This window comes from Paenibacillus sp. OK003 (genome assembly GCF_900109515.1).
GTDB classification, from domain to species: Bacteria; Bacillota; Bacilli; order Paenibacillales; family Paenibacillaceae; genus Paenibacillus; species Paenibacillus marchantiae.
Genome location: NZ_FOBD01000005.1, coordinates 182,889 through 196,460 on the forward strand (window position 1 = coordinate 182,889; position 13,572 = coordinate 196,460).

At 48.3% G+C, this 13,572-nt stretch carries 9 protein-coding genes; 7 read left to right on the forward strand and 2 right to left on the reverse strand.

Annotation, left to right across the window (positions count from 1 at the left end):
• The first annotated feature begins 46 nt into the window (after positions 1-46).
• The 3 genes from BMW94_RS09475 to BMW94_RS09485 all read left to right on the forward strand — a co-directional run bounded on the left by BMW94_RS09475 (position 47) and on the right by BMW94_RS09485 (position 7,268).
• A complete protein-coding gene (locus BMW94_RS09475; RefSeq protein ID WP_175480634.1) occupies positions 47-1,138 on the forward strand; it encodes an efflux RND transporter periplasmic adaptor subunit in 1,092 nt (363 codons plus the stop codon).
• Positions 1,139-1,689: 551 nt separating this feature from the next.
• Complete coding sequence (locus BMW94_RS09480) at positions 1,690-4,122, forward strand: glycoside hydrolase family 6 protein (protein WP_090997547.1); 2,433 nt, start codon at positions 1,690-1,692, stop codon at positions 4,120-4,122.
• Positions 4,123-4,925: 803 nt separating this feature from the next.
• Positions 4,926-7,268 carry a rhamnogalacturonan lyase gene (locus BMW94_RS09485; protein WP_090997910.1) on the forward strand — a complete coding sequence of 781 codons (2,343 nt, stop codon included), beginning with the start codon at positions 4,926-4,928 and terminating at the stop codon, positions 7,266-7,268.
• Positions 7,269-7,545: 277 nt separating this feature from the next.
• On the opposite strand, the gene BMW94_RS09490 is transcribed toward BMW94_RS09485, so the two are convergent.
• Positions 7,546-8,151 carry a histidine phosphatase family protein gene (locus BMW94_RS09490; RefSeq protein WP_090997550.1) on the reverse strand — a complete coding sequence of 202 codons (606 nt, stop codon included), beginning with the start codon at positions 8,149-8,151 and terminating at the stop codon, positions 7,546-7,548.
• Positions 8,152-8,329: 178 nt separating this feature from the next.
• On the opposite strand from BMW94_RS09490, the gene BMW94_RS09495 reads away from it, so the two are divergent.
• Both BMW94_RS09495 and BMW94_RS09500 read left to right on the forward strand, forming a co-directional pair.
• A complete protein-coding gene (locus tag BMW94_RS09495; protein WP_254790195.1) occupies positions 8,330-9,340 on the forward strand; it encodes an AraC family transcriptional regulator in 1,011 nt (336 codons plus the stop codon).
• 229 nt (positions 9,341-9,569) lie between these two features.
• A complete protein-coding gene (locus tag BMW94_RS09500) occupies positions 9,570-11,075 on the forward strand; it encodes an alpha-glucosidase/alpha-galactosidase (protein WP_090997554.1) in 1,506 nt (501 codons plus the stop codon).
• Between the two features lie 48 nt (positions 11,076-11,123).
• Here the strand turns inward: BMW94_RS09500 and BMW94_RS09505 are convergent, their stop codons facing one another.
• Entirely contained in the window at positions 11,124-11,552 is a 429-nt protein-coding gene (locus BMW94_RS09505) for a hypothetical protein (RefSeq protein WP_090997556.1), read from the reverse strand.
• Positions 11,553-12,007: 455 nt separating this feature from the next.
• Here BMW94_RS09505 and BMW94_RS09510 point away from each other — a divergent pair, with 455 nt between their 5' ends.
• The gene (locus BMW94_RS09510; protein WP_090997558.1) at positions 12,008-12,778 is read left to right on the forward strand and encodes an amino acid ABC transporter substrate-binding protein; all 771 of its coding nucleotides are present in this window, start codon (positions 12,008-12,010) and stop codon (positions 12,776-12,778) included.
• Positions 12,779-12,887: 109 nt separating this feature from the next.
• Positions 12,888-13,547 (forward strand): amino acid ABC transporter permease, encoded by a 660-nt coding sequence (locus tag BMW94_RS09515; protein WP_063565931.1) that lies wholly within the window; start codon positions 12,888-12,890, stop codon positions 13,545-13,547.
• Positions 13,548-13,572 lie beyond the last annotated feature (25 nt).

Below are 13,572 nucleotides of genomic sequence, written 5' to 3' on the forward strand. Positions count from 1 at the left end.
GGATTTAAGGATTTAACAGACAGATTCAATGAAGGGACATACGGCAATGAAGAAATCGGCAATAAGCAAATGGATAAAGAGAATCATCCTGATTGGACTGCTCGCAGGCGCTGGATACTTTCTGTACCAGCAATATAAACCGGTACCCGAAGCGCCCATCGAGGCTCCGCAGCCCATTACATTTGGAGTCACACAGGAGACGATCACGCAGGAAATTCAGGTCAAAGGCAAGTCGGCTTATGCCAAACAGACGGATGTGTACGCTCCTTTTGCCTCGAAGATAAAGCAGTGGAATGTGGAGAATGGGGAGCCCATTCACAAGGGAGCCGTCATGTTCTCGCTTGATTCGAAAGCATTGCAGACGGAAGTGCAGCAGTTGGAGACCGATATTGAGAAATCGAGGCTGGAAGCTCAATTGAATGAGATTGGTCTTACTCAGGGAGAGGGTCCCGAGCAATTGGGGGTTACTGAAGAAGAACGGAAGAAAGCCTTCGCCGAGCGGGAAACAAAACGACTGACCAACGAAATGAACAAGGAATCCATCGCTGTGAAGGAGCAGGAGGTTCAGGCCAAGAAAGCGGTCATGGGTTTATCCACCGTGTACGCGCCGGTATCCGGTGTGTTTCTGATGAACGATACGGAGACCAAGACACGTATGGTGAGCGAAGGTCAGTATGTGGGTACCATTGTGGACACAGGCAAATTACAATTTGTGGCGGCCATTAGCGAGCAGGAGCTATTCAAAATCCAAACAGGCATGCCTGTAAGTGTACATATGACGGGAAACAAGGAGGTTCCGTTAACCGGAAAGGTCATCAAAATCTCCAAGTTTGCCAAAAAGGGAACGGAAACAGATCTGAAACAGCCTTCCCAATTCGATATTGTCATTGATTTGAAGCCAAACGCCAAGCTGATCGGTGGATTAAGTCTGGAGGGCAAGATTGAAACGCTGCGCAAGGAGAAAGCGACGGTCGTTCCCACGCTGGCGGTCATGCGAGATCAGGATACGGCATATGTGATGCTGGATCAGGGCAACGGGCAATATGTACAGCAGACGATTCAAACAGGCATCGAGACAGATGACAAGACTGAAGTATTGAACGGCTTGAAACCAGGAGATATTGTTGTGCTTCCATAAAAAAGTAGCATGAGAATATGCTATGTCAATTAGCTCATTACGGGGGGATAAGCCCGTAATGAGCCTTTTTTATGGCTTGGGGAGGCACATCTCGGAATTCCTGCCTGATTTATGGAATTAAATATAATAAATTTTAATAAATTCAATTTACAGTAATATTTACATGGAGTATAATCGATTCATAAGGAGGTGGACACGCGATGTGAGGTTTGTATCGAGGGTAAGCCTTTTTTTAAAACCTCTAAAAGTAAGCGCTTACTTTAATTAAGTCAGAGCAATGCCTTGAAAGCCGTTCACCAAAGATCACCCGCACACACCTACAGATGTTATCCCCCTTGCTTTGTCCCTTAACCTCAGTGTAAGACACCATTTCTGTTTCTTGTTTCACACCTTATTGTTGTTGACCTGGCTTGTCCCAATTGAACTACATTCATGGAGGTGAAGTTCCTACAGCTCATCCATACGTTCTCTACCGTGCATAGCATCTTGCCGACACAGAGGATCAGACATGAGTATATACCCAATCCAAGTACAAGAAAGGTGGAACCCTAATGACAAAATCGAAAACCTTATCGAAAGGCGGAAAGGTGCTTCGCAGAAGTGTAAAACAAATGCTGGCAGCAACGCTGCTCGCGGCGGGCATTTTCCCGGGCATGGCTCCAGGAGTGAGTCAGGCGGCTGAAGCGCATGTGGATAATCCGTTTGTCGGAGCTACGTCGTATTTAAACCAGGATTATTCCGCTCTCGTGGATACGTCCATTGCTCTCACCAGTGATGCAGCGTTAAAAGCCAAGATGGAAACGGTGAAATCCTATCCAACGGCAGTCTGGATCGACCGTATTGCTGCCATTAATGGTGGAACAGACAATGCCGGACGCAAAAGTGTGGAGCAGCATCTGGATGCCGCCTTGGCACAAAAGAAGTCAGGTACTCCAATTACCGCTTCATTCGTTATCTACAACTTACCTGGGCGGGATTGTCATGCCCTTGCATCCAATGGTGAACTTCCACTAACACAGGCGGCCCTACAGACGTATAAAAATGATTATATCAATGTAATTGCCGATATTTTTGCAAAGCCCAAGTATCAGGACATTCGCATCATCGCCATCATTGAGCCGGACAGTCTGCCCAATCTGGTAACCAATCTCAGTACACCAGCTTGTGCCCAAGCGAGTTCAACAGGAATCTATGAAGCTGGTGTGAAATACGCATTGGAAAAGCTGCATGCCATTCCGAATGTGTACAACTACCTGGATATTGGTCACTCCGGCTGGCTTGGTTGGGATAACAACCGTACAGGCGCAATCTCGCTGTATACTAGCGTTGTCCAAGGAACAGCAGCAGGTCTGAATAGCGCCGATGGCTTCATTACGAACACAGCGAATAGCACACCGCTGAATGAACCGAATCTGCCTAATCCCGATCTGAACATCGGCGGACAACCGATCAAGTCTTCCAAGTTTTATGAGTGGAACCCTTACTTTGACGAAACCGATTTCACTGCGGCACTGTATAGCGGATTTGTACAAGCTGGCTGGCCGGCCAGCACGGGCTTCCTCATTGATACCAGTCGTAATGGATGGGGCGGGGTGAATCGTCCAACGTCTGCCACAGGCAGTGATATTAACACGTACGTGAACTCCGGGCGTGTGGATAAGCGCGATCACCGGGGGAACTGGTGTAATAACAGTGGAGCAGGCATAGGTGAAGCACCTAAAGCTGCACCAGGACCAGCCCATCTGGATGCCTATGTATGGGTCAAACCTCCAGGGGAGTCTGATGGCTCCAGCTCGGAAATTCCGAACAACGAAGGAAAAGGCTTCGACCGGATGTGTGATCCAACCTTTACAACTCGTGATGGTGTATTGACGGGTGCACTGCCTAACGCACCAGTGTCAGGTCACTGGTTCCATGACCAATTCGTCATGCTGGTGCAGAACTCATTCCCTGTTCTTCCAGCCAGCAATGGTGGAGGGGGTGGAACGACAGCTCCAGCTGCTCCGGCAACACTGTCTGCGACAGCAGGCAACGCACAGGTTTCCCTGAGCTGGACAGCCTCCACAGGTGCGACCAGTTATAACGTGAAACGGGCGTTGAGTGCGTCGGGTCCATTCACTACGGTTGCTGCTGGCGTGACCGGCACATCGTATGCCAACACAGGTCTGATCAATGGTACAACCTACTATTATGTGGTTAGTGCCGTGAATGCTGCGGGTGAGAGTGTGAATTCGGCTGTAAAAAGTGCGGTACCAGTAGCAGGTGTGACTGCCCCTGCTGCACCAACAGCGCTGACAGCTACGGCAGGCAATGCTCAAATCAGCTTGACCTGGGCGGCTTCGGCAGGAGCGACAGGTTATAACGTGAAACGGGCGTTGAGTGCATCGGGTCCATTCACTACGGTTGCTGCCAACGTGAGCGGCACATCCTACACCAATACGGGTCTGACCAATGGAACGACCTATCATTATGTGGTTAGTGCCGTGAACGCTGCCGGGGAAAGTGTCAATTCTGCCGCAGCTTCTGCAACACCGCAAAGTGTAGTTGTTCCGACCAGTGACCTGGTTCTGCAATATCGTGCGGGAGATACCAACGCGGCAGATAACCAAATTAAACCGTATTTCAACATCAAAAACGTAGGTAACACGGCTGTAAATCTGAGTGATCTGAAAATCCGTTATTACTTCTCCAAAGAAGGTACCGCAGCGATGGACTCTGCTGTCGATTACGCTCAAGTTGGCGGAGCCAACATCCAGCGCACGTTCACCGATTCCTATGTGGAGCTGAGCTTCACTTCTGGAGCAGGCGCGATCCAGGCAGGTGGACAATCCGGGGATATCCAGCTCCGCATGTACAAAACGGACTGGAGCAACTTAGATGAAACCAATGATTATTCCTACGATCCAACCAAAACATCCTATCAGGACTGGAACAAGGTGACCCTTTACAAAGGCGGTACCCTGGTCTGGGGCATTGAGCCTTAAAAGGAATGTTATACAGTTGGTTCGGTTGTGTTAAATTGAAGTTCGCTGATGGAAGTGTTTAAGAGCCGCTTGAAGATCCGAAATTAGGGATGTGTAAGCGGACGTATGAAGCAGGGCTGTCCTCTGATCATGGAAATGATCTGGCGACAGCCCTCTTTCTTTTCTAACGAACAGAGTAGATGCTATATCGATGATTTGGTGCAGTTGGAAATTCTAACGAATCTTAGACACGCTATTCAGTAAATTTGGATGGATTTTGAACCGCTTAGACCCGTTTTGGTTCAATTAAGGTTACTGAGGTTCGTTAGGATTCATTGTTGGAGTTTTACACTCCAATAGGGTGTGTGAGATTCGTAAGAAAAAACTTGGCGGTGAGCCTGAATCTTCCTTCCTTCGGACTGCATTGTTCGTCGGTTTGATTTCCTGAATGTCTTCTAAAAACACTGAATATTGATCGTTTTGGACGGATATTTGCCTATGTCACAGCAGGTGGGATGTCTATAATAATACCCGATGGGGAGGATGAAGCTGCTCTGATGGAGAGGGAATGGAAGGGGGACGGAATCTAGGAATTTAGTTGAGGCGGGATCTCTTTCTTTTATATTTTTTTGTAAGCGCATTCAGTAAAATTTGAAGGGTATGAACGTCTGTATGGATTAACGGATGTCGCAACGATCCAAGCACAGCCATAAGCATCACCCATTCTGTCTCAAGGAGAGTGAAGGTCGATGAAATCCAGAACAACAGCACCGATACATAAAGGATCGGTTTCAGGTATGCACTCCAATCGCAGGAAGGTACGTATGCCGCTTGCAGCCAAAATGCTGTCTTCGGCACTAAGCGTTGCTTTGCTCGTTGCGGGAACAGCGGGTGCGAGCGGAGCAGCAGCTTCCAGTGAGAACAGCGCGGCTGAGGCCAGCGTGCAGTCACATAAGGGAGGGAGTTCTTTGAAAGACATTCAGCTTGAGTATCTTGATCGCGGTCTGGTTGCGGCGTCTACTTCGGAGGGTGTTTTTCTCAGTTGGAGATTGCTTGGTAACGAGGCCACAGGGTATAGCGATAAAGGTCTGACAGGCACGGATTTCAACGTATATCGTGATGGCAAGAAGATTGCTACGGTCACCGACAGCACCAACTTTGTTGATGCCGCAGGCAAATCATCGTCCCGTTATGAAGTGGCAGCGGTAAGCAAGAAGGGCAAGGAGAGCAAACGCAGTGCATCCGTCAAACCTTGGGCGAACGGCTACGTCGATATTCCTTTGCAAAAACCGGCCGATGGTGTGACGCCTGCGGGAGAAGCCTACTCGTATTCTGCAAATGACATGAGTGTGGGCGATGTGGACGGGGACGGACAGTATGAGTTTTTTGTAAAATGGGACCCTTCCAACTCCAAGGATGTCTCGCAAAAAGGCTACACCGGTAAAACGTACGTGGATTGTTACACGCTGGACGGACAATTGTTGTACCGGATCGATCTCGGGGTCAACATCCGTTCGGGTGCTCATTATACACAGATGCTCGTTTATGATTTTGACGGGGATGGCAAGGCTGAGATGATGTTCAAGACCGCACCAGGAACCAAGATCATTCAATATAACAAAAAAGGAAAGGTCACTTCCGAGAAATACATCACCCTTCCGAAGCAGGATCGCAAGGCAGGTTATTCCAACGAAGATGATTATCGTTTAAGTGCAGATGGCTACTATGATCATGTCGTGGATATGTTCAAAAACTGGCATAAACATGAAGAGGTTGTGAAGGGCAACTGGCCTGCTACGTTGGAGGAAGCTTTTGGGATTGCGAAAAAGTATAACTATCCATTGTCTCAGAAGGATGCTGAGAGCTTGGCCGATTACTTCATCGATGTGTATGCACCAAGCCGCAGTGACAAGAATGAGCTGCGCAAGTTCGAAGGTTTTATCGTGGATGGACCTGAGTATGTAACGGTGTTCGAAGGAGAGTCAGGCAAAGAGCTGGAGACCATTCCTTATGAGCCGGGACGGCAGGATGATGGGTTGATGTGGGGCGATTACGCAATGGCGCGTATTGAACCGGCGAACCGGGTAGATCGTTTCCTGGCAGGCGTGGCATATCTGGATGGGAAGAAACCGTCTGCGATCTTTGCACGCGGTTACTACACACGTTCCACACTGGTCGCCTACAACTGGGATGGCAAAAAGCTCAAGCGTGAATGGAAAGCGGACAGTGGCTGGACACCGATGAAGAACCCGTTCAATGACGGTCCACATGGGGTGGACGGTACAGATCCGGTGTATGGCTCAATTACAACCCAAGGCGCGCACTATTTCAGTGTCGCTGATGTGGATGGAGACGGTAAACAGGAGATTGTGTACGGCTCGGCCACGATTGATCATGATGGCAGTGTGCTGTACAGTTCCAAGGACCTGATGCCTGCGGAGAGTGCTGCTCCGGGAACAATTGCACGTCTGGGGCATGGAGATGCGCTTCATGTAGCGGATATCGATCCAGATCGTCCAGGACTGGAGATCTTCATGGTACATGAGGGTGGTCCTTGGGCGCCATACGGATATTCCCTGCGGGATGCGAAGACTGGGGAAGTGATCTATGGCGGGTATACGGGCAAAGACACTGGACGCGGCATGATCGGTGATGTGGACCCGACCCGCAGCGGATTGGAGACATGGGCTGTGGGACTGTGGACGGCCAGCGGTGAGAAAATAAGCGATAAAGCCCCTGGCACGAATATGAATATACGATGGGCCGCCGATATGACAACTCAAATCGTGGACGGTGCCATCAATGTCACGCCTACGATTAAGGATTGGAATCGAGGTACGCTGCTGACCGCAACCGGCACGTTGACCAACAATTATACCAAGGGTACGCCATCTCTCGTAGCGGATATCTTCGGGGATTGGCGGGAAGAGATGCTGGTGAGAACCGTGGACAGCTCAGCGATCCGCATCTACCTGAGCACCGAGAAGACTGACCGTAAACTGTACACGCTGATGCACGATGCGATGTATCGTGTCGGCATTGCCGGGCAGAACAGTGGATACAATCAGCCGTCCTACCCATCCTTCTACATGGCATCGGATATCGACTGGTCGAAGGTTACGCTGCCCAAGTTCCACACACCCAAGTCGGGTAAGGGTGGAAAGTGAGAAGTGATAGGGGATAGGAGAAAAGTCAGAAAGTAGCCCAAAACGCAGATGATCATCTGAAGGCAGGGTTTGAGAACGCAATACCTGTATGGTGATACTGCGGAACGCCACTTGGAAAACGTAAATCCAAGATCGTAAATTCCAAAGTATTATTTCGTTATAGAAATTGTTTACTATTGTATTAAAGTGAAGCTCTGGAGTAACCTCAGTGCGTTTAGGCGTACGGGAGGTTACCCGGAGTTTTTTTGATATGGTCAAACCGAAACAACGAACGGCATCATCCTTCCAAATGTGCTACAGAAGCAAAATCTTGAATGGTGTATTTCCCTTTTACATGAATCAATGTGGTGATGGAGCATTCGGGAATCAGTTGACTTTGCATGGCGATAAAATCAGGATGCCAGACGTTAAGTTCATGCTCTGGGAATGTGTTTACCAGAAAATCCGTAATTAACCCGCCATGAGTAACGATAACGATATGGCTATCTGGTGGCTCTACATTCACCAATTCTGTTAGGAAAGAGGCCAAACGTTGGCCTGCCTGCTTAGAGGAATCACCCACGGGTGGGAGGTAGTCTGGATCACTTGTGCAACGGTCCCACATGGCGATGAATTCTTCAAAGGTTTGTTCAGGCAGGTCACCCCAGTTGGCGCGTTCCCGCAGACTCGGGTCTTCAGTCACTGTAACGTTGGTTTGAAGAGCAATATGCGCCGCAGTGTCGATTGCTCTTCGGAGTGGGCTTGCAATGATTTTGGTGACAGGTACGTTAGCCAAATGAAGTGCTGTCGACTTAGCTTGTGCTACTCCCTCGGATGTGATGGGAACATCACCGATGCGTTTTTCTTTTAATGCATGCCTCACCAGAAAAAATGTAGTTTTCATAGTCTCACTATCTCCTCGTTATAGATTAGATAAAATGATATTTATTAGATTTATAACTAATTATATGTTTATCTAATTTATAATCGCAATGATTTTTCAATTACATGGTGAAATACATCGCCGAGACTTGCTACAATGGAGAAAAGTGAGGATCGTTGCAGCAACGGAGGTGCAGGTATTGGAAGCGAATCATTCGACAGGCAGTCTGTTTCAGGAGAAACTGAGCACAGAGGATTATGGACCACGTTTCTACGCGTATTATTACAAGCAATGGGACAACTACCAGATGTCCTATCACGATCATGATTCCACGGAGATCATGTACATTATTTCGGGAATGTGCCGGGTCGATGTACAGATGCCGGATGGCAGCTCAGAACAGGCAGTATTGAAAAAAGGGCAGTTCATTCTGCTGGACGCGGGGGTTCCGCACCGTCTGCTGGTGAAGGATGGCGTACCGTGCCGCATGCTGAATGTTGAATTTGGAGTTGTCAGATCAGAGCCAGGCCAGCCTTCCATTCGCCAGCTCGCGCTGGAAGAGGAGGAAGTCCATGCTTTTCTAACCCAAGCCTCACCTTATCTCGTTTTGCCTGACCCGGAAGAGGTGTACCACATTATGAAAAGCCTGGTGCTGGAGCTGGATCAGCGTGGACTGATGGAGCAGGGACGACCATCTGCACCCATGCGAGTTATACCGTCGGAGGAACGCTCGCATCATCGCGAAGCACGTGATCTGAAGTCGCCTGAGCAAGGTACGTTGGTACGCACGCTGTTTATCCAACTGCTGGTTCGGGTTGCACGACTTCGCGGGGAAATGAACCGAAGTGCGCTGGATCAGACGGAGCTGTACGTAAAACGGACGATTGAATTCATGCATCACAATGTGGATCGCCATATTCAAATGAAGGATATCGCAGCAGCGGTGAATCTGCATCCAGGCTATTTGCACCGTATTTTTCGCCAGCACACGGAGCGCACGCCTACCGACTATCTCACGATGCTGCGAATGGAAAAGGCGAAGATGCTGCTGCAACAGACCAATATTCCAATCTCCGAAATTTCCGATTACGTGGGCGTGGGGAGCAGACAATATTTTCATATGTTATTCAAGAAATATACAGGCCGAACTCCGGTTGAATTCCGTTCCTCGATGGAGCGACATGTCAGTCATTATCCACTGGAAGAATAGGGGGAATAGATACTCTGTTTTTATCTGAGCAGGATAGGCTTGATGATCTTAGGACACAAAAGTGAGGATTTTTGACAGCTACTTCGTGAACTGGTCATGATTTTGATAACGCTTCCTTATGTACCGTTGTTACAATGATTTCATCATGCAACTTCAATTCAATTGCAAGTGTTACTGAATGAAGTCATTAACCGAAGCCAATCGTTTCGGATTACGGGAGGAACTGTGCATGTCGTTTAAAGTGGCATTTATCGGGGCGGGTAGTATCGGATTTACACGGGGGTTGCTGCGGGATTTGCTCGCGGTACCAGAATTCAACAATATAGAGATTGCGTTCTGTGATATTAGTCAGCACAATCTGGACATGGTTACCGAGCTGTGTCAGCGCGATATCCGCGAGAATGGACTGAATATTCAGATTCAGCCGACAACAGACCGGAGAGAAGCGCTCAAGGATGCGAAGTATGTGCTGTGTACAATCCGTGTAGGAGGGTTGGAAGCTTTTGCAACCGATGTGGATATTCCGCTCAAATATGGGGTAGATCAATGTGTCGGCGATACGTTGTGTGCAGGTGGCATTATGTACGGACAGCGCGGAATTGCCGAAATGCTCGACATCTGTAAGGATATTCGTGAGCAAAGCGCACCGGATGTGCTGCTCCTCAATTATTCCAACCCAATGGCTATGCTGACATGGGCCTGCAACAAGTATGGCGGTGTTCGCACGATTGGACTATGTCACGGGGTACAGCATGGTCATCACCAGATTGCGGAAGCATTTGGACTGAAAATGAATGAAGTGGATATCGTATGTGCCGGAATTAATCATCAGACCTGGTACATCAAGGCATCCCATGAAGGTAAAGACCTTACGGGTGATTTGCTCGAAGCCTTCGAGAAACATCCGGAGTATAGCCGTACCGAGAAAGTGCGGATTGATATGCTGCGCCGATTTGGTTATTATAGCACGGAATCGAATGGTCACCTTAGCGAATATGTGCCTTGGTACCGCAAACGTCCGGAAGAGATCAAGGACTGGATTGATCTGGACAGCTGGATTAACGGCGAGACGGGCGGGTATCTGCGTGTGTGTACAGAGGGCAGAAATTGGTTTGAGACTGATTTCCCGAATTGGATGAAGGATGAGCCGATGCAATTTGCCCCGGAAAAACGAGGCGGAGAACATGGTTCCTACATTATAGAAGGATTGGAAACGGGACGCGTATACCGCGGACACTTCAATACCGTCAATAACGGTGTGATCTCCAATCTGCCGGATGATGCGATCATTGAAGCACCGGGATATGTGGATAGCAACGGAATTTCGATGCCGTATGTAGGCGACCTGCCACTCGGCCCGGCTGCCGTGTGTAATGTGAGCATTTCCGTTCAACGGCTTGCGGTTGAAGCTGCGGTACATGGTGACGATAAAATATTGCGTCAGGCGTTCATGATGGACCCACTCGTGGGTGCGGTATGTAATCCAAAAGAAATCTGGCAAATGGTCGACGAGATGCTGGTCGCCCAAGCCGAATGGTTGCCACAATATGGTGATGCGATTGCTGTGGCAGAAGCAAGACTTGCTGCAGGCAACCTGATTCCAACGAAGGAATATGAAGGTGCTGCACGTCTCAAAGTGAAAACCGTTGAGGAGATGCAGCAGGATCGCGATGCCGCCAACAAAAATGCGGGTGAATCGGATAAAGGGAAAGATCGCGAGAAAGTGCAGCAATAGAACAAAATGAGTAGTGCCTCTCCAAAATTGGAGAGGCCTTGTTTCGTTCTATTTTTTTTCGACACCACGGATTACAAAGGCAAAAGAAGTACTTCCGTAGCTGATCTGTGAATCTTGACTTGAAGTCCAGCGGACAGATGCACCGTAGTAGTGGGTTCCTGGTTCTTGCGGTAGATGGAATGACCCCTTCGTTAAAGCGAGAGGCTTGATTTTCTCCTCCACATATTCAAACAAATCTAATTCATCAGGTGGAATATCTATGCCCATATCTATGGATACTTTTTCACCAACCTGGACGGACTCAGGTGTATGTCCTTTTAGCAAGTCCTTACCTCCCACATAATCAGCGCAGGTGCCTCCCCAGCAATAACTGCCCTGTATAGCAGGAATAGAGATGCCACTTTCGCTTTGAATAGTTGGCTTAGGCAGTTTCTTAGGTAAGTTGGACTCCGGTTCCTGAACCTGTTTTGATCCCATTTCGGTTTCCTTTGCAATTGCTGCTGGGGGTGAGGCAGTTCCGTTAGTACTGTTACTTGGAGTAGGATTACAGCCGGATAATATCAGCAAAGTTGTAAGGAACACGAGTGAAGCCAACGTTCTTATAGTAATGATAAATTTTATTTTATCTACCTCCCTAATATCTTCCAGACGAAGAAAAAGAGAAGAATGTTGCTCATTGTCATAAGCCGGAACGGAACTGAAAACCCTTCAGGAACCTGAGGAGTGGGATATATTGGTGCGTAAGAAGCTGGTGGAGCCCGCGCAAGTGAACGAAGCTTTTTCACAAATTGTTGACAATTAAGCTGGTTCAAAGATTAGGGAAAGGTAAGAGGCTCGACTCTTCTCCTATGCTATGTTATTATAAGACTCTGATAACGTGGTAACGAACTAAAGCGTTTGGGTTTGGTTATAGACATGGAGGGGTTAGAGAGATGAGAAAACAAGCGATATTTCTATTATTGATCAGCATATGCATGATTGTTGTTGCGGGATGTTCCAGCTTGGGAAGCAAAGATAATAGTGCCATTATTGTGGGGATAGATGATAAATTTGCTCCAATGGGCTTCCGGGATGACAATAATGAAATTGTTGGTTTTGATATTGACTATGCCAGAGCGGCAGCGGAGAAAATGGGTAAAGAAATTACGTTCCAGCCCATTGATTGGTCTTCCAAAGAATCGGAGCTGAACAGCGGCCGAATCGACCTGATCTGGAACGGGTACACGATTACGGATGAGCGGAAAGATAAAGTGCTGTTCACGAAGCCGTATCTGGAGAACAGCCAGGTTGCAGTCACACTCGCGGACTCACCGATTACGAAGCTGGATGAACTGGATGGCAAAAATGTAGGATTGCAGGCGCTGTCCTCTGCGGCAGATGCACTCGCGGCAAGTCCTCTGAAGGATAAAGTGAATGCTTCCGAATTCCCGGACAACGTACTGGCCCTTACCGATCTCAAGACGAAACGTTTGGATGCTGTCATCATCGACGAAGTGGTCGCGAGATATTACATGTCCAAGGAAGAGGGAACGTTCAAACTGCTGGATGAATCCCTTGCTCCGGAACAATACGGCATTGGTGTGAAAAAAGGCAATGAAGAACTGCTGAATCAGCTGCAAAAAGCGTTGGATGAGCTGAATGCCGATGGCACAGCAGCCGAGATTTCCACCAAATGGTTTGGTGAAGATGAAGTTTTGAAATAGGATCAGGCCACTTGCCTGACATATGTAGTAAACAACATGACCCCGGATTCCAAAAAGGAGCAAGTCTCCTGCGGAATGCGGGGTTAACAGATTAGAGGAGCCGATTGCGATGAGCTGGGAGTATTTATTGGGCATCATGAAGCCCATGCTTGAAGGGGCACAGACCACGATCTTTTTATTTTTGCTGGCTATTATAGTGTCTGTACCACTTGGATTTGGAGTAACCTTATTGATGAAAAGCCGATTCAAGCCGTTGGCATGGATCGCTCATACGTACGTATATGTGATGCGAGGAACGCCGCTGATGCTTCAGCTGTTGTTCTTTTGCTTCGGTCTGCCGCTGCTTCCAGGCGTAGGGGAGTATCTTGTATTTGACCGTTTCACGGCGGCAGCACTAGCTTTTATTTTGAATTATGGTGCCTATTTTGCCGAGATTTTCAGAGGTGGATTGCTCTCGATTGATAAAGGACAACATGAAGCCGCACAGGTACTGGGCCTAAGCAAATGGCAGACGATGACGAAAGTCATCATCCCGCAGATGATCCGGGTTGTACTGCCTGCGACGGCGAACGAGTCCATTACGTTAATTAAAGATACGGCGTTGCTGTATGCAGTTGCCGTACCCGAGTTGCTCCATTATGCACAGGCCGCAGTAAACCGGGATTTCCGTCTGACGCCGTTCCTGGTTGCAGGTATTATTTATTTGTTGCTGACCATGGTACTCACCTTGTTCTTCAAGGCACTGGAGAAACGTTATACATTTGAGTAAAAACGAACGGAACAGAAGTTTATGA